The 15,809-nt window shown below is 63.5% G+C and carries 15 protein-coding genes and 1 riboswitch; of the genes, 5 read left to right on the top strand and 10 right to left on the bottom strand.

Going from position 1 to position 15,809, the window contains the following annotated elements:
- Window positions 1-103 precede the first annotated feature (103 nt).
- A complete protein-coding gene (metH, locus tag IFT76_RS00490) occupies window positions 104-3,796 on the bottom strand; it encodes a methionine synthase (protein WP_192057089.1) in 3,693 nt (1,230 codons plus the stop codon).
- Window positions 3,797-4,070: 274 nt separating this feature from the next.
- On the opposite strand from metH, the gene IFT76_RS00485 reads away from it, so the two are divergent.
- Window positions 4,071-5,093 carry an acyltransferase family protein gene (locus IFT76_RS00485; RefSeq protein WP_185793344.1) on the top strand — a complete coding sequence of 341 codons (1,023 nt, stop codon included), beginning with the start codon at window positions 4,071-4,073 and terminating at the stop codon, window positions 5,091-5,093.
- Between the two features lie 77 nt (window positions 5,094-5,170).
- On the top strand, window positions 5,171-5,755 hold the full coding sequence (gene nfuA / locus IFT76_RS00480) for a Fe-S biogenesis protein NfuA (RefSeq protein ID WP_122715364.1): 585 nt from the start codon (window positions 5,171-5,173) through the stop codon (window positions 5,753-5,755).
- A 76-nt stretch (window positions 5,756-5,831) separates the two neighbouring features.
- Here the strand turns inward: nfuA and IFT76_RS00475 are convergent, their stop codons facing one another.
- Genes IFT76_RS00475 through IFT76_RS00455 form a run of 5 tightly spaced genes read right to left on the bottom strand, consistent with a single transcriptional unit; the run spans window position 5,832 to window position 8,946 of the window.
- Window positions 5,832-6,830, bottom strand: coding sequence for a GlxA family transcriptional regulator (locus IFT76_RS00475; protein WP_192057088.1), 999 nt, complete (start codon window positions 6,828-6,830; stop codon window positions 5,832-5,834).
- 14 nt (window positions 6,831-6,844) lie between these two features.
- Entirely contained in the window at window positions 6,845-7,591 is a 747-nt protein-coding gene (gene cobM, locus IFT76_RS00470) for a precorrin-4 C(11)-methyltransferase (RefSeq protein WP_122478107.1), read from the bottom strand.
- Window positions 7,592-7,625: 34 nt separating this feature from the next.
- Window positions 7,626-8,051, bottom strand: a complete 426-nt coding sequence (locus IFT76_RS00465; RefSeq protein ID WP_192057087.1) for a cobalamin biosynthesis protein — start codon at window positions 8,049-8,051, stop codon at window positions 7,626-7,628.
- A 5-nt stretch (window positions 8,052-8,056) separates the two neighbouring features.
- Window positions 8,057-8,740 carry a CbtA family protein gene (locus tag IFT76_RS00460; protein WP_192057086.1) on the bottom strand — a complete coding sequence of 228 codons (684 nt, stop codon included), beginning with the start codon at window positions 8,738-8,740 and terminating at the stop codon, window positions 8,057-8,059.
- 11 nt (window positions 8,741-8,751) lie between these two features.
- Complete coding sequence (locus IFT76_RS00455; RefSeq protein ID WP_122478101.1) at window positions 8,752-8,946, bottom strand: CbtB domain-containing protein; 195 nt, start codon at window positions 8,944-8,946, stop codon at window positions 8,752-8,754.
- A gap of 130 nt (window positions 8,947-9,076) precedes the next feature.
- Window positions 9,077-9,300, bottom strand: a riboswitch (cobalamin riboswitch).
- 106 nt (window positions 9,301-9,406) lie between these two features.
- On the opposite strand from IFT76_RS00455, the gene IFT76_RS00450 reads away from it, so the two are divergent.
- Window positions 9,407-11,230: a monovalent cation:proton antiporter-2 (CPA2) family protein gene (locus IFT76_RS00450; protein WP_192057085.1), complete on the top strand. Its 1,824-nt coding sequence runs from the start codon at window positions 9,407-9,409 to the stop codon at window positions 11,228-11,230.
- A 3-nt stretch (window positions 11,231-11,233) separates the two neighbouring features.
- Here IFT76_RS00450 and IFT76_RS00445 read toward each other — a convergent pair whose 3' ends face one another.
- The gene (locus IFT76_RS00445; protein ID WP_122478098.1) at window positions 11,234-12,358 is read right to left on the bottom strand and encodes a mechanosensitive ion channel family protein; all 1,125 of its coding nucleotides are present in this window, start codon (window positions 12,356-12,358) and stop codon (window positions 11,234-11,236) included.
- A gap of 77 nt (window positions 12,359-12,435) precedes the next feature.
- Window positions 12,436-13,458, bottom strand: coding sequence for a GlxA family transcriptional regulator (locus IFT76_RS00440; RefSeq protein ID WP_122478096.1), 1,023 nt, complete (start codon window positions 13,456-13,458; stop codon window positions 12,436-12,438).
- A 104-nt stretch (window positions 13,459-13,562) separates the two neighbouring features.
- Here IFT76_RS00440 and IFT76_RS00435 point away from each other — a divergent pair, with 104 nt between their 5' ends.
- Window positions 13,563-14,105, top strand: a complete 543-nt coding sequence (locus IFT76_RS00435) for a DUF4946 domain-containing protein (RefSeq protein ID WP_192057084.1) — start codon at window positions 13,563-13,565, stop codon at window positions 14,103-14,105.
- A gap of 139 nt (window positions 14,106-14,244) precedes the next feature.
- On the top strand, window positions 14,245-14,460 hold the full coding sequence (locus IFT76_RS00430) for a TOBE domain-containing protein (RefSeq protein WP_043189662.1): 216 nt from the start codon (window positions 14,245-14,247) through the stop codon (window positions 14,458-14,460).
- Between the two features lie 134 nt (window positions 14,461-14,594).
- Here the strand turns inward: IFT76_RS00430 and copD are convergent, their stop codons facing one another.
- Both copD and copC read right to left on the bottom strand, forming a co-directional pair.
- Window positions 14,595-15,446, bottom strand: coding sequence for a copper homeostasis membrane protein CopD (gene copD / locus IFT76_RS00425; RefSeq protein ID WP_192057083.1), 852 nt, complete (start codon window positions 15,444-15,446; stop codon window positions 14,595-14,597).
- 2 nt (window positions 15,447-15,448) lie between these two features.
- Window positions 15,449-15,808 (bottom strand): copper homeostasis periplasmic binding protein CopC, encoded by a 360-nt coding sequence (gene copC, locus IFT76_RS00420; protein WP_185793336.1) that lies wholly within the window; start codon window positions 15,806-15,808, stop codon window positions 15,449-15,451.
- Window position 15,809: the final 1 nt, after the last annotated feature.

Raw genomic sequence — 15,809 nt, 5'->3', positions numbered from 1 at the left:
CATGTCGATGCCTGGGCCATAGGCTTCATGATCGTTGTGATCGTGGCGACGGCGGTGTACTGGTTCAGTCGCGGCTGAACCCGTACCCGCCACGGAATCTGCGTTAGTTGTCATAACCCAGGTTCGGCGCCAGCCAGCGTTCGCTGACTGCCAGCTCCTGTTTCTTGCGTTCGGTGTAGGCCTGCACCTGATCGCGATCGACCTTGCCCACGGCAAAGTACTGCGCCTGTGGGTGGGCGAAGTACCAGCCGCTGACCGCAGCCGCGGGGAACATCGCGTAGTGCTCGGTCAGGGTCACGCCGCTTTGCCCGTTGTCATCGAGCAGGTCGAACAGCGTGCCTTTCTCGGTATGGTCCGGGCACGCGGGGTAGCCAGGGGCAGGGCGGATGCCTTTGTACTGCTCCTTGATCAACGCCTCGTTGTCCAGTGTCTCTTCGGGGTCGTAGCCCCAATGCTCCTTGCGCACCTGCTGGTGCAACCACTCGGCGCAGGCCTCGGCCAGGCGGTCGGCCAAGGCCTTGACCATGATCGAGTTGTAGTCGTCGCCGTTGTCCTGATAGGCCTTGGCGACTTCTTCGGCGCCGATGCCAGCGGTGGTGATGAAGCCCCCCACGTAGTCGGTCACGCCACTGTCCCTGGGTGCGACGAAGTCGGCCAGGGAAAAGTTCGGCTTGCCATCGGTCTTGATGGTCTGTTGGCGCAGGTGATGCAGGCGCGCCAGCGGCTGGCCATCGTCGCCATACACTTCGATATCGTCGTGTTCCACCTGGTTGGCGGGCCAGAAACCGAACACCGCGCGGGCGCGGATGAGTTTCTCGTCGATCAGCTTGCGCAGCATCACCTTCGCGTCCTCGAACAACGCGGTGGCCGCTTCACCCACCACCTCGTCGGTGAGAATGCGCGGGTACTTGCCGGCCAGGTCCCAGGATATGAAAAACGGTGTCCAGTCGATGTACTCGGCCAGTACGTTCAGGTCGATGTCATCCAGTACCCTGGCGCCGGTAAAGGTCGGCTGCACGGGGTGGTAGGTACTCCAGTCGAAGGTGGCCTTGGCCGCGATGGCGTTGGTATAGCTCAAGCGCTCGGTGCGCGCACTGCGGTTGGCCGTACGCTCGCGAACCTCGATGTATTCCAGGCGAGTCTTCTCGACGAACGCCGGCTTGAGTTCCTTGGACAGCAACTGGGTGGCAACCCCCACCGCCCGCGAGGCGTCGGTCACATAGATGACCGCGTCGTTGCTGTACTTGGGCTCGATCTTCACCGCCGTGTGCGCCTTGGAGGTGGTGGCCCCACCGATCATCAGCGGCAGGTGGAAGTCCTGGCGCTGCATTTCCCGCGCGACGTGAACCATCTCGTCGAGCGAAGGGGTGATCAGGCCGGACAGGCCGATGATGTCGCACTTCTGCTCGCGCGCGACCTGCAGGATCTTGTCGGCGGGCACCATGACGCCCAGGTCGACGATGTCGTAGCCATTGCAGCCCAGCACCACGCCAACGATGTTCTTGCCGATATCGTGGACGTCGCCTTTCACCGTGGCCATCAGGATCTTGCCCTTGGCTTCGGGCTTGTCGCCTTTCTCCAGCTCGATGAACGGAATCAGGTGGGCCACGGCCTGCTTCATCACGCGCGCCGACTTGACCACCTGGGGCAGGAACATCTTGCCCGAGCCGAACAGGTCGCCAACGATGTTCATGCCCGACATCAACGGGCCTTCGATGACCTCGATCGGGCGCTTGAACGACTGTCGCGACTCCTCGGTGTCTTCGACGATGTGCGTGGTGATGCCCTTGACCAACGCATGTTCCAGACGCTGGTTGACCGGCCAGCCGCGCCATTCTTCGGTCTCGGCTTCCTTGACGCTGCCGTCGCCCTTGAACTTGTCGGCGATGGCCAGCAGGGCGTCGGTGCCTTCCGGGGTGCGGTTGAGCACCACGTCCTCGACACGGTCACGCAGCTCGGCCGGGATCTGGTCATAGATCTCCAACTGGCCGGCGTTGACGATACCCATGGTCAGGCCGTTACGGATGGCATGCAGCAAGAACACCGAATGGATCGCCTCGCGCACCGGATTGTTGCTACGGAACGAGAACGACACGTTGGACACGCCGCCGCTGGTCAATGCATGGGGTAACTCGTCGCGGATGTAGGCGCAGGCATTGATGAAGTCGACGGCATAGTTGTTGTGTTCTTCGATGCCGGTGGCCACGGCAAAGATGTTCGGGTCGAAGATGATGTCTTCCGGGGGGAAGCCGACCTGGTCGACCAGAATGTCGTAGGAGCGCTTGCAGATTTCCTTCTTGCGCGCCTCGGTGTCGGCCTGGCCAGCCTCGTCGAAGGCCATGACCACCACCGCCGCGCCGTAGCGCTTGCACAGCTTGGCGTGATGGATGAAGGCCTCCACGCCTTCCTTCATGCTGATCGAGTTGACGATGCCCTTGCCCTGGATGCACTTGAGCCCGGCTTCGATCACTTCCCACTTGGAGGAGTCGATCATGATCGGCACCCGCGAGATGTCCGGCTCGCCAGCGATCAGGTTGAGGAAGGTGACCATCGCCTTCTGCGAGTCGAGCATGCCCTCGTCCATGTTGATGTCGATCACCTGCGCGCCGGCTTCCACCTGCTGCAGGGCGACTTCCAGGGCCTCGGTGTAGTTGTCCTCGCGGATCAGCCGCGCGAAGCGCGCGGAGCCGGTGATGTTGGTGCGCTCGCCGACGTTGACGAACAACGACTGACGGTCGATGGTGAACGGCTCCAGACCCGACAACCGGCAGGCTTTGGGAATGTCCGGGATCGCCCGCGGCTCATAGCCGGCCACTGCCTTGGCGATGGCTTCGATATGCCCCGGGGTGGTGCCGCAGCAGCCACCGACGATGTTGAGAAAGCCGCTCTGGGCAAACTCTTCGATGATCTTCGCGGTTTCCGAAGGCAGCTCGTCGTATTCACCGAAGGCGTTCGGCAAGCCCGCGTTGGGGTGCGCCGAAACGTAGGTCCCGGCCTTGTTCGACAGCTCTTCCAGGTAGGGGCGCAGCTCGCTGGCACCCAGCGCGCAGTTCAGGCCTACCGAGATCGGCCTGGCATGGCTTACCGAGTTCCAGAAGGCCTCGGTGGTCTGCCCGGACAGGGTGCGACCGGACGCATCGGTGATGGTCCCGGAAATCATGATCGGCAATTCGAAGCCCAGTTCCTCGTACACCCCCTGCACGGCGAAGATCGCCGCCTTGGCGTTGAGGGTGTCGAAGATGGTCTCGATCAGGATCAGGTCGGCGCCGCCCTCGATCAGGCCTTTGGTGGCTTCGGTGTAGTTTTCCACCAGCTCGTCGAAGGTGACGTTGCGGTAGCCGGGGTTGTTGACATCGGGGGACAGCGAGCAGGTGCGACTGGTCGGGCCCAGCACGCCGGCGACGAAGCGCGGTTTGTCCGGGGTTTCCAGGGTCTTGGCGTCGGCGACGCGACGGGCCACCCGCGCACCTTCAACGTTGAGCTCGTACACCAGCGACTCCATGCCGTAGTCGGCCTGGGACACCTGGGTGGCATTGAAGGTGTTGGTTTCCAGAATGTCGGCGCCCGCGTCCAGGTAGGCCTTCTCGATGGCGGCGATCACATCCGGGCGGCTGAGCAGCAACAGGTCGTTGTTGCCCTTGACGTCGCTTGGCCAATCGGCGAAGCGCTCACCCCGATAATCCTCTTCCTCGAGCTTGTAGCTCTGGATCATCGTGCCCATGCCGCCGTCGAGAATCAGGATGCGCTCTTTGAGGGCTTGCTGGAGGGCTTGAAGGCGAGCACTGCGGTCGGACATGGGAACCACTCTTTCAGAAAATTCGGACACTGTGACAGGTGGCGGATGATAGCAAACCTGTGCGCTATTTGATCATCACAAGGATTGCCATGAATTTCACTCATGTTCGGAACGCCGGGCTCGTGCCTTTCCAGTCCCTTGCACAAGGCCCCGGAAGAAACTTGCAGCCGGTCAGTCATTGACGCGTGTCGCGACCTTTTCGAGATTTTTGCAGTCCCACCCCTCGGAATGCCCTGAAAAGGGGCGCGAATTCTCGTTTCAAAAGGCGGTACGCATGCTGATTTCGCTTCAAGCTTTAAGGGCCCTGGCCGCCTGGATCGTAGTCTGCCATCACTTCATGCAGATTTTCTTCGACTTCCATGCCGCTGGCCCCATCGGTCAGTTCTTCACTGACCGAGGCGCGGTGGGCGTCGATATCTTTTTCGTCATCAGTGGGTTGGTCATCTACCTGTCGACCCAGGACAAGCAGATGCCCGCAGGGCGCTTCCTGCTCAACCGTGTCATTCGCATCGTACCGGCCTATTGGCTGTACACCGCCTTGATGGGGCTGATGCTGGTAAGCCTGGGCCAATGGCTGCCGCATGCCGCGATAGACCTGCCGCACTTCATCCTCTCGCTGCTGTTCATTCCTTCGGAAAATCCCGGTGGCTACGGCCTGTACCCGACGCTGAACGTGGGCTGGACACTCAACTACGAGATGTTCTTCTACCTGCTGTTCTCGCTGGTGTTCACCGTGCCGCAGCGTTACCGCCCGCTGATCGTCGCCGCCGCGCTGGTCGCGGTCAGCGAAGTACTCGGCCGCTATGGGGTGGTCAGCCGCTTCTATCAGAACAACATCATCTACGAGTTCCTGCTGGGCATCGGCATCGGCATGCTCTATCGCCGCGGCTGGATCGCCCAGGGCTTGTGGCTACCCTTGGCCGTGATCATCGTGTCGGCAGTGCTGATCTATCACCTGGATTCCAGCGACCGGCTGTTGCACTGGGGCTTGCCCAGCGCGCTGATCGTCCTGGCTTGCGTGGCCATGGAGCCGCACTTCCGTGGCAGCCGCTTGCTAAAGACCCTGGGCGACTGTTCGTATTCGGTGTACCTGGTGCACGTGCTGGTGCTCTACGCCGGTTGGCTGGCCAGCGTCCACTGGCATCTGAACCCGTATTGGGTGTTTGCGTTCTGCGTGCCCACCATCGCCTTGGTGTCGTGGGCCAGCTACGTGTGGATCGAGAAGCGTCTGTACCAACGGGTCAAGCACTGGACCGACGCTCGCCTGGATTCGACCTCGATGGCCCGTACGGGGTGATTCCCGACCAAAACAGTCAGGCTTTGTCAGCGTCGCCGGATTCGCGTAAACTGCTGGCAAGTCTGTGAGGAACCACTATGAGCGCTATAACGATTACCGACGCTGCGCACGATTACCTGGCCGATCTGCTGAGCAAGCAGAACACGCCCGGGATCGGCATTCGCGTGTTCATCACCCAGCCAGGCACCCAGTACGCAGAGACGTGCATTGCCTACTGCAAGCCGGGTGAAGAAAAGCCGGAAGACACCGCCCTGGGCCTGAAAAGCTTCACCGCCTGGATCGACGCCGTCAGCGAAGCCTTCCTCGACGACGCCGTGGTCGACTACGCTACCGACCGCATGGGCGGGCAGCTCACCATCAAGGCGCCCAACGCCAAGGTGCCGATGGTCAACGGGGACAGCCCCGTCAACGAGCGCATCAACTACTATCTGCAAACCGAGATCAACCCCGGCCTGGCCAGCCACGGCGGGCAGGTCAGCCTGATCGACGTGGTCGAGGACGGCATTGCCGTGCTGCAGTTCGGCGGCGGCTGCCAGGGTTGCGGTCAGGCCGACGTCACCCTCAAGGAAGGCATCGAGCGCACCTTGCTCGAGCGCATCCCGGAGCTCAAGGGCGTTCGTGATGTCACCGACCACACCCAGAAAGAAAACGCCTACTACTAGCTAGGCAGGCTGCCCCCGCGCCACGGCGCGAGGCCCGCATCCGATTCGCTGCGCCCAAGCAGCACGATGCGGGCAGCTACTGGCCGAAGCGCTGGGCGTAACCTTGCGGACTCACCCCAAGCACCTTCTGAAAACTGCGCCGCAGGTTTTCCGCATGGCCATAGCCGCACAGGCGCGCCACGCTCTGCAACGACAATTGCCCGCCCTGGATCATCGCCCGGGCCGCTTCCAGGCGGACCCGCTCGATATGCCGCGCCGGCGTGATGTTCAGTTCGGCGAAGAAAACCCGGTACAACGTCCGCGGCGTCATGTTGGCCTTGTGTGCCAGCGCTTCCAGGGACAGATCGGCGCTCAGGTTCAGTGCGATCCATTCCAGCAACTCGGTCAGCCTCGACGTCGTTCCGTTGCAGCGCGCCAGGTGTGGGCTGAATTGCGTCTGTCCACCCGAACGCTTGAGAAACAGCACCAGGCGGCGAGCGACGGCGAGGGCCAGGGGGCGGCCCAGGTCGGCCTCGATCAACGCCAGCGCCAGGTCGATCCCGGCGGTGACGCCTGCCGAGGTGAAAATGTGGCTGTGCCCGTCCTTGTCCGAGGGATCGTAGGTGTGCAGCCGATCGCCTTGCACCTGCACATTGGCAAAGGCCTGCAAGGCCTCGACATCGTCCCAGTGAGTGGTGGCGATCAAGCCGTCCAGCAAGCCCGCGCTGGCGAGCATCAGCGCTCCCGAGCATACCGAACCCAAGCGTCGGACCGTGGGCGCGGCCTCGCGCAACCAGGCGAGCAGGGCAGTGTTCGCGCACTGTTCGGCATCGCTGCTGCCGCCGGGCAGCAGCACCGTGTCCAGGGTGCTGCAGTCCACCGACAGCCAGCTGGAGTCGACATGCAGTTTCAACCCGGCGGAGGTCGCCACGGCGCCCGCTGCCTCCCCCAGCAGCTGCAATTGGTAGAGTGGCGCCAGGCCCTGGCGGGCCAGCTCGACGTTGGCCGAGGCGAACACCTGCATCGGGCCGGTCACATCCAGGCTCATCACCCCGGGATAGATCAGGCAAGCGATCACTTTGGTGGAGTCAGCCATGCAGTCCATGTCGTTCAAGAACGGTACAGGTGGGCATGGCCCGCACGGTACAGCGCCGAGTCGGCGAAACTGTCCGTGTGCAGCACGTGCCCCACGAGAATCAGCGCACTGCGCCGGAAGTCCTTGGCTGCGACCTTGAGCTGGATATCCGCCAAGGTGCCCAGCACGAAGTCCTGATCCGGCCAGCTAGCCTTGTGAATCACGGCAACCGGGCAATCCGCGCCGTAGCTGGGCAGTAGCTCGGCGACGATTCGATCCAGATTCTTCACACCCAGGTGAATGGCCAACGTCGCGCCGTGCCGGGCCAGGCTGCCCAAGCTTTCACCCGGCGGCATCGGCGACTTGTCGCCATAGCGGGTGAGAATCACCGTCTGCGCCACATCGGGCAGGGTCAGCTCCACGCCCAGCAGCGCTGCGCAAGCAGCCGTAGCGGTCACGCCAGGAATGATCTGGTAGTCGATACCGTGCTCGCGCAGGCAGCGAATCTGCTCGCCGATCGCGCCATACAGGCCGGGATCGCCGCTGTGCACCCGCGCTACGTCTTCGCCCCGGTCATGGGCTTGGCGCATCAGCTCGATGATCTGTTGCAGGTGTAGCTCGGCGCTGTTGTGCACCTGGTGCGCGGTGTGCCCTTCGAGCACCGCGTCGGGCACCAGCGAGCCGGCATAGATGATCACTGGGCAACGCCGGATCAGGCGCTGGCCCTTGACGGTGATCAGCTCCGGATCGCCCGGTCCGGCGCCGATGAAATAAACGGTCATGGGGATTCCTGACAGGCGGAGGGGTGAATGATATTCAAGTTGAACGCACAGCGCAGCTGGTCTGACTCACCATGCTGGCGATGGCCAGGGTAGCCACCGTCGTGTGCCGCCGTTTGACAAGCAGCATCGCCGCAGACGCCGTGCAGTGCTCGGCCATGGCCAGGGCGGCGCTTTCGGCAACACCGTGGCAAGCGGTGGCTGCGAACGAGCGCGCGGAACGATGGCTGAGTCGATCCTCAAAGGGCGCCAGCGCCTGCGCGCTGTAGGTGGCGAAAGGCAAACCAAGGCGTTCGGCCAGCAGGAGCAGCCCTGGCTCGTGTGCCTTGAGGTCGATACTGGCCAGCCCCTGCACATCCGCCCAGTCAAGCCGGTGTTCGAGCAGGGTTTGTTGCAGCAGTTCGTGCAGCGCCTGCGCGCTGCAACCCCGGCGACACCCGAACCCTACCCACAGCGCCGTCATCGGATTCAGCTACGGGCTCGGCGAAACAACCAGGTACTGATCAGGCCCAGGGCCAGCCAGAACACCGCATTGGTTACCAGTGAAGCAATCACGAACTGCTGTTCCAGCGCTTCGGGCGCCAGGCTCGCATGCTGTTCGGGTTGGGGCGCGCCAATGAGGTGCGGTACCAGCACGATGGCCAGGCCCAGCGCCTTGAGCAGCATGCCGCGGCCGAACACCAACAACGCCAGGCCCGCAGCTGTCGACGCGGCTGTGCCGATCCACCAGGTTTGCCGCGATGCCAGGTCTGCCGCCTGCGTGCCGGGCAGTTCCGGCGGCAGGCCCAGGTTCGGCGCCAGGCAGAACACCGCGAATCCACCCAACCCCCACAACAGTCCCTGGGCATTGCGACCGGGTGCCCGCAGCGTATAGAGCGCGACCAGCATCAGGGCGAAGCCGACGGCCACTACCAGATTGCCCCCGGCCGTGGACAGCACGCGCTGCCAGCCGTTTTCGGGTTCCCAGGCCTCGGCGTGCTCGTGCTCGTGCTCGGCGCCTGCGGCATCGGCATGCTCATGCTGCGCGGCAGGTGTTTCATAGGTTTCACCCGCAAGGATCAGCGGGGCGACCCAGAGGGCTTGCAGAAGCGTCAACAACAAAGCGGCCAGCAGCCCGCTGAACCCGGCGGTACGTACGATGTGCCTGATCATCTCGGTATTCCTCAATGGCACGGAAAGGCGGCGCTGTGCCGGGTGTCGTGAGCGGCGTTGTGCACGGCTTCGATATGCGAGAAACCGGCGAAGCCGACCAGGCAGCAGCCCAGCAGGAACGTACCAGTCGCCAGCGCAATGCGCTGGGCGAGGGTGGCGGTATGCGTTTGGGCGTGTTCAGGGCTGGTTGAGACGGTGCTGGACATGGCGTTCCCTCTGGTGGTCCCGACGGTGGCGGCTCCACGGTATGTGGCTCCGACAATCGGGCACGCGCACGCAGAAAGCCTGGCGCAGGCGCGCCATGCTCGCAACAGCGCCCGCCCACCGCGGGTTTGTCGATCACAGACAGTCTGGGCCGGTCTCCGGGCTTGCGAGGGGCGGTATGAGCCAGCCTTGAAAGCGTCGCCTTCCCACACCCATGACAGGCGCAGTGGATCTGACACTTCTCTCGCTTACCGTTGCGGGGGCAGCACCGGACTTGCGCCAGCATCCAATCGAAGCTGGCACTCACCGGTTTCCCGTTTCACCCTGTGAAGGGCACCCAAAACGAAGCGCCTAGCAAATCATGTCGACGCGGGGCCGTCAATCCGCGCCCATGCCAGCGAGCGCCGGCGCCTGTAGAATGCTGCCGCGGTCCGCACTTTCACATCCGACAAGGAGTTCCCCATGCCCGAAGAAGGCAACATGCTACAAGCCGCCGTGGTGTTCCTGCTGGCCGCGGTGATTGCCGTGCCGTTGGCCAAACGCCTGCAATTGGGCGCGGTGCTGGGCTATCTGTTCGCCGGGGTGGTCATCGGCCCGCAAGTGCTGGGCTGGGTCGGCGACCCACAGAGCGTCAGCCACATCTCTGAACTGGGGGTAGTCCTGCTGCTGTTCATCATTGGCCTGGAGCTGTCGCCCAAGCGGCTGTGGGTCATGCGCAAGGCGGTGTTCGGGGTTGGCCTGGCCCAGGTGCTGCTGACCGCAGTGGTGATCGGCGCGGTGGCATTGCTCGGCTTCGGCCAGCCGTTGAACAGTGCCGTGGTGCTGGGTCTGGGCCTGGCCTTGTCGTCCACTGCCTTCGGCCTGCAAAGCCTGGCCGAACGCAAGGAACTGAACGCTCCCCACGGTCGCCTGGCCTTTGCCATCCTGCTGTTCCAGGACATTGCCGCGATTCCACTGATCGCCATGGTGCCGCTGCTGGCCGGCAGTGGCAGCGATGCAGGCGAGGGCAGTACCCTGGATCACGGCCTGCGGGTGCTGGGCAGCATCGCCGTGGTGGTGGTCGGTGGGCGCTACCTGTTGCGTCCGGTGTTTCGCGTCGTCGCCCGCACTGGCCTGCAGGAGGTGTCCACCGCCACGGCCTTGCTGGTGGTGATCGGCACCGCCTGGCTGATGGAACTGGCCGGTGTCTCCATGGCCCTGGGCGCCTTTCTCGCTGGCTTGCTGCTGGCCGATTCGGAATACCGGCACGAGTTGGAGTCGCAGATCGAGCCGTTCAAGGGGCTGCTGCTGGGGCTGTTCTTCATCAGTGTCGGCATGGGCGCCAATCTGGGCCTGCTGATCGAAAGCCCGGCACTGGTGCTGGGGCTGACGCTGCTGTTGATCGGCATCAAGCTGCCGTTGCTGGTGTTGATCGGGCGTCTGGCCGGCGGCTTGGGCCGGCTCAGCGCCGTACGCCTGGGTATCGTGCTGGCCGCCGGCGGCGAGTTCGCCTTCGTGGTGTTCAAGATAGGCCGCGAGCAGGGCCTGTTCGACGCGCGCCTGTACGACACCTTGCTGCTGACCATCACTTTGTCGATGGCGCTCACGCCATTGCTGTTGCTGCTGTGCGCACGCCTGCTGCGGGTCAAGACCCCGCCGGTGGAAGTGCCGGACGCCTACCGCGAGATTGAAAGCGACGCGCCCCGCGTGGTGATTGCCGGCATGGGCCGGATGGGGCAGATCGTTGCGCGGATCCTGCGGGCGCAGAAGATCAGCTTCGTAGCCTTGGACACCTCGGTGGAGTCCATCGAGTTCTCGCGCAGCTTCGGCCACCTGCCGGTGTTCTATGGCGACCCGCTGCGGCCGGAGATCCTGCGCGCGGCCAAGGTCGAGCAGGCCGAGTATTTCGTCATCGCCACCGACGATCCGGAAATCAACATCAAGACCGCCGAATTGGTCAACCGCCTGTACCCGCACGTGAAGATCATCGCCCGCGCGCGCAATCGCCAGCACGTGCACCGGCTGGTCGACCATGGCGCCCAGGCGGTTCGCGAAACCTACTACTCGAGCCTGGAAATCACCCGCCGAACGCTGGTCGGCCTGGGCTTGAGCCAATCCCAGGCCGATGCGCGGATCAGCCGCTTCAAGCGCCATGACGAACAGGTGCTGCAGGCCCAGCACGCGATCTACGACGATGAAGCCAAGGTCATGCAGACCGCCCAGGAAGCGCGCGCCGAGCTGGCCCGGCTGTTCGAATCCGATCGTCAGGACGAGAAGGCTGCCGCCAAGGGGGCGCCGCGGCGCTGAGAATCAAACCGGCGGCTGGCGGGCGACGTCGGCCGGCCCGTCCTCGTTGGCCGGATGCGGCGTGCGGGTCGACATTTCGGCGCGCAGCTGCGGCAGGCACTCGGGGTAGCGGTTGTTGACGAAAGTGATCAGCCGCTCGCGCACATGGCAGCGCGCATCCCAGTTGCGCGACGAATCCAGCGAGCTGAGCAGGATGCGCAATTGCATCGCCTTGTCGCTGGTATCGGTGACCTGCAGAACCACCACACGGCCGTCCCACAGGTGCGGGATTTCCTCGCACAGACGCTTGGTCTCGACGCGCAGCGCTTCCAGCGGCACCGAGTAGTCGACCCAGAGAAACACCGAGCCGATGATGCTGGAGGTACTGCGGGTCCAGTTCTGGAACGGCTTCTCGATGAAGTACTGCAGAGGCACGACCATGCGCCGCTCATCCCAGATCTTCACCACCACGTAGGTCCCGGTGATCTCTTCGATACGCCCCCATTCGCCCTCGACGATGACCACGTCGTCGATGCGGATCGGCTGCGAAATGGCGATCTGCAGGCCGGCGATCAGGTTGCCCAGCACCGGTTTGGCAGCGAAGCCGGCAGCCAGTCCCGCAAGACCTGCGGACGCCAGCAGGCTGGTGCCGATCTGGCGCACCGCTGGAAACGTCATCAGGATCAGGGCGATGCCGAAAATCAGCACCAGCACGTTGAGGCACTGCACCAGCACCCGCACCTGGGTCTGGATGCGCCGGGCGGCAAGGTTGTCCTCGATGTCCAGCGGGTGTTTGAGGGTCATGGTCGTAGCCACGGCCTTGACACAGCGCAAGCCGAGCCAGGTCAGGCAGGCGGTGACCAGCATGCCGTTGAGGTGGCGCACGGTATTGATCAGCAGCAGGTCGTCGGGCGCCGAGGTCCACACCGCCTGCAGGGCCATCAACGGCATCAGCCACAGGGTCGGCTGCTCGGCACGGGCGACCAGTTGCTGCGCCAGTACGAAGGACTTGGAGACGCGTCGCAGGATGATCAGGCCGACCCAGCGGATCAGCAGAATGACGCATACGGCCAGCGCGGCGGCGATCAGCGTACTGAGCCAGGGCATCGGCACGCGGGCCAGCAAGGAATCGGGAAGGGCGTATTCCATGGGTCGGGTGCTCGCTTGAGGCATGAACTGGAGTCGACCGGCAAAGCTCGACACGGTTCCCCGGCATCCGCAGCCGATCAGTCTGCCAAGCGGGTTTCACGCGAGGGCGAGTGGCCAAAATAGCCGCTGTAGCACTTGCTGAAATGGCTCACCGAGACAAAGCCGCAGGCAATCGCCACGTCCATGATCGACAGCGTCGAATGCTGCAACAGACGACGTGCTTCGGTGACCCGCAGTTCCATATAGTAACGGTGCGGCGAAGTGCCAAGCTGGTCCTGGAACAGCCGGTCGATCTGGCGCCGCGAGCGGCCGACGAACTCGGCCAGTTGGTCCAGCGACAGCGGTTCCTCCAGATTGCTCTCCATCAGGTCGATGATGTTGCGCAGCGGCTGGCTGAGCTTGCCGGTCGCCTGGCCACCGGTGCGCTTGAAGCGCAGCCCTTCGAAGGCAAGAATGTGTTCCACCCCATTGGCCAGGGTCTCGCCGCGCTGCTGGCGGATCATTTCCATCATCATGCCGAAGCCGCCGTTGGGGCTGGCGGCGGTGGCGCGGTCGCGGTCGATGACCTGGCTGGCGGGGGTGACGGTGATCTGCGGGCTGAGTTCTGCCAGCGAAGCGCGGTTCTCCGGATGCACCGCGCAGCGATAGCCATCGAGCAGGCCTGCCTGGCCGAGAAACCAGGCGCCGTTCCACAACCCGCCCAGGGCAATGCCGCGACGGGCGCAGTCCGCCAGTATTCGACTGAGCAGCAGGGAAGGCCGCAGCGGCGTGCGAAAGCCGCCACAGATGATCAACAGGTCCACTTCGTCGTGCATGCCTGGCATCAGTGGCGCATCCGGCTGCAGCAGTATGCCCAGATCACTGATCACCTGGCCGGGCGCCAGCCCATAGGAGCGAATGGCGTAGGCCGCCGGGCTGATCAGATTGGCAGTGACCAAGGTGTCCAGGCTGGCAGTGAAGGCGGCCAGGGAAAAATGCTCCAGCAGCACGAAACCCACGCGCAGGCTTGCCTGGTCGGTGTTGCGCAGGCGTCCGTTGGCCGAGGCAAGGTACAGCAGGTTCTTGCTTTGCCCGGCACCGCTGAAAACCCGTTGCGTCATTGCTGCCTGCTCCCTGGATTGCCGCTGATCACAGCGGATATTAGCGTAGTGCTACGGCCACGCGTCTGCGAGACTGACGGCCCTTTTGCCGTGGAGGAAGCCCCATGCCCTACCTGCGCCACGCCCACTGCCTGCTGCTGTGCTGGCTGATCGGCACACCGGTGTGGGCCGACGACAGCGTGATCGTCTGGCCCGCCGACTGGGACGTGCAGATCCTGCCCGACTCGGCCGATGCGCAGGGCCAGCCCAGCGGCAGCCGCCAGCGTGCCACCAAGACCGATGCCAATGGCGATCCGTTGATGATCGTCGAGATGACCCGTGGCGCACTGGCCCAGGACCATGCGGTCAACCTGGAAGCGGTGTTGCTGGAGATGCGCAAGGCCATCCAGATCAACTTTTCCCGCTCCGGCTACCAGAGCGTGTGCACCAAGGTCAAAGCGACCCGGCTGGGCAACCTCCCAGCTGCGCAGACCACCTGCAAGGTCACCCGCAACGGAACCCTCGCCATTACCCAGACCCTGGTCGCAGCGGTACAGCCCGGCATGGCCTACGGGTTCAGCTATGCAGGTTCTGCCGAGGGTTATCCGCAACTGGAGGCCGAGGTCATGGGCATACGCCAGGCACTGCGATTCGCCAAGCCCGAGTAGCGAGGCGGACCAAGTTGATGCTGCTTATTCTTTGAAGGCATATAAAAAGCATTATTCATTCTTTTTAAATATCCGGTTGTAGGTGCAATCTCTACCTTACGCACTGCGGTGCGACCGAATGTCTAACGAGGATGACTGCATGACCATCAAAGCGATCAACGTACGCAACCAGTTCAAGGGCACCGTCAAGGAAATCATCGAAGGGCCGGTCGTCTCGGAAATCGACGTGCAGACCCCGGCCGGCATCGTCACCTCGGTGATCACCACCCGCTCGGTGCACGAGCTGGAATTGCAGATTGGCAGCGAAGTCATCGCTTTCGTGAAATCGACTGAAGTGTCCATCGCCAAACTGTAACAAACGCCTCGCATACTGATCACGCATTCACGTCTTATACCGTGGTGTCTTGTCAAGTTTGAAGCCGGAAAGATCTTGAGGGTCGTGCTCTTGCAGGGGAGCACGGCCCTTTTTTTGTCTGCGCCAGGGATGGCTCAAGTCAGCGGCGTAGGCGCCAGGGTGCCGAGCAAAGCCACTGCAGCCACGGCGCCCAGCCCGCATGCCCATTCGAGTGTAACGGTACGCTTGAGCCCATGGATGTCCAGCGGGCCCCGGGCCAATTGACGCCGGTGCCACAGGGCCAGGCCGAGCATGGCCAACACCAGCGCCAGCTTGATCGCCAGTACTGTGGCGAACCCGGATTGGCCAGGCAGCGGGAGGAACGTCCCGGTCAGCGCCCGGGTGTTGATGAGTCCGGTTATCAACATCCCGGCCACCAGCACACACCCCACGCCACTGAAGCGACCGAGCACCACGCGCAAGTCTTGGTCGCCCGGTCGAGCCAGTACGAACATCAGCAACATCAGACCGCCCAGCCAGGCACCGACGCACAGCAGGTGGATCAACTGGTTGATCACCAGCCAGGTGCCAGCGGCGCCTTCGAGCATGGCTGCGTGGCCTACCGGCGCGAGCGTTGCCAGCGCCAGTGCACTCAAGGGCCTGGCCACTACTTGCAGTTTCGGATGGGGAAGGCGCAGACACACCAGGACCGCCACGCAGGCAAACAGATGCAGCGTCCAGACCTTGCCGAAGAAGGTTTCCGCCAGCACCCGTCGAACCAGCGCCATGTCCAGCGAGCCGCCCAGCTCATAAGCCACGGCGAACAGCCAGGCTACGCCGCTGATCAGGGCCAGTGCAGCCAGCAGGCACACCAACGGATCGATCAGGTTACGCAACCGACCCATCTGGCTGGGGTGCACGAGCAGCAACGGGCGAAACATGCACGCACCGAACACCAGCATCAGGCTGGTGAAATGCAGGAAACGCAGAGCGATCAATACACTCATGGTCACGGACTCACGGTGAAGCTGTATTCACCCGCACTTTTGTGGGTATCCACCGACACGACCTGCCAGTGCACCGTGTACTGACCCGCTGCCAGGGGCGCGGCAGGTTTGATCACAAGGGTCTTCGCATCGTCCGCAGCACTGGCCAAGGGCTGCAAGGCTACCGCGTCGCCGTCCGCCGCAGTCACGCTCACCTGGCTGAAACCCAGTTCAATTGCTTCGGAAAAACCCAGGCTCAATTGCGCCGGGGCAACGACGGTGGTATCCGCAGCGGGCACAGGGTGGGTCAGATGGGCGTGGGCCATGGCCAGGGGCGATACGAGAACGAGCAGGGCGGTGCTGAGCAACTTGCGAGCAGACATG

The sequence above is a fragment of the Pseudomonas sp. CFBP 13727 genome (assembly GCF_014841915.1).
In the GTDB taxonomy this organism is placed as follows: domain Bacteria; phylum Pseudomonadota; class Gammaproteobacteria; order Pseudomonadales; family Pseudomonadaceae; genus Aquipseudomonas; species Aquipseudomonas baltica.
This window is presented reverse-complemented; position numbering and strand designations above follow the sequence as displayed.

What these genes read in the sequence shown, in the direction of transcription:
- metH (WP_192057089.1), bottom strand. Translation starts at nt 3,796, where the DNA reads ATGTCCGACCGCAGTGCTCGCCTTCAAGCCCTCCAGCAAGCCCTCAAA.
- IFT76_RS00485 (WP_185793344.1), top strand. Translation starts at nt 4,071, where the DNA reads ATGCTGATTTCGCTTCAAGCTTTAAGGGCCCTGGCCGCCTGGATCGTA.
- nfuA (WP_122715364.1), top strand. Translation starts at nt 5,171, where the DNA reads ATGAGCGCTATAACGATTACCGACGCTGCGCACGATTACCTGGCCGAT.
- IFT76_RS00475 (WP_192057088.1), bottom strand. Translation starts at nt 6,830, where the DNA reads ATGGCTGACTCCACCAAAGTGATCGCTTGCCTGATCTATCCCGGGGTG.
- cobM (WP_122478107.1), bottom strand. Translation starts at nt 7,591, where the DNA reads ATGACCGTTTATTTCATCGGCGCCGGACCGGGCGATCCGGAGCTGATC.
- IFT76_RS00465 (WP_192057087.1), bottom strand. Translation starts at nt 8,051, where the DNA reads ATGACGGCGCTGTGGGTAGGGTTCGGGTGTCGCCGGGGTTGCAGCGCG.
- IFT76_RS00460 (WP_192057086.1), bottom strand. Translation starts at nt 8,740, where the DNA reads ATGATCAGGCACATCGTACGTACCGCCGGGTTCAGCGGGCTGCTGGCC.
- IFT76_RS00455 (WP_122478101.1), bottom strand. Translation starts at nt 8,946, where the DNA reads ATGTCCAGCACCGTCTCAACCAGCCCTGAACACGCCCAAACGCATACC.
- IFT76_RS00450 (WP_192057085.1), top strand. Translation starts at nt 9,407, where the DNA reads ATGCCCGAAGAAGGCAACATGCTACAAGCCGCCGTGGTGTTCCTGCTG.
- IFT76_RS00445 (WP_122478098.1), bottom strand. Translation starts at nt 12,358, where the DNA reads ATGGAATACGCCCTTCCCGATTCCTTGCTGGCCCGCGTGCCGATGCCC.
- IFT76_RS00440 (WP_122478096.1), bottom strand. Translation starts at nt 13,458, where the DNA reads ATGACGCAACGGGTTTTCAGCGGTGCCGGGCAAAGCAAGAACCTGCTG.
- IFT76_RS00435 (WP_192057084.1), top strand. Translation starts at nt 13,563, where the DNA reads ATGCCCTACCTGCGCCACGCCCACTGCCTGCTGCTGTGCTGGCTGATC.
- IFT76_RS00430 (WP_043189662.1), top strand. Translation starts at nt 14,245, where the DNA reads ATGACCATCAAAGCGATCAACGTACGCAACCAGTTCAAGGGCACCGTC.
- copD (WP_192057083.1), bottom strand. Translation starts at nt 15,446, where the DNA reads ATGAGTGTATTGATCGCTCTGCGTTTCCTGCATTTCACCAGCCTGATG.
- copC (WP_185793336.1), bottom strand. Translation starts at nt 15,808, where the DNA reads ATGTCTGCTCGCAAGTTGCTCAGCACCGCCCTGCTCGTTCTCGTATCG.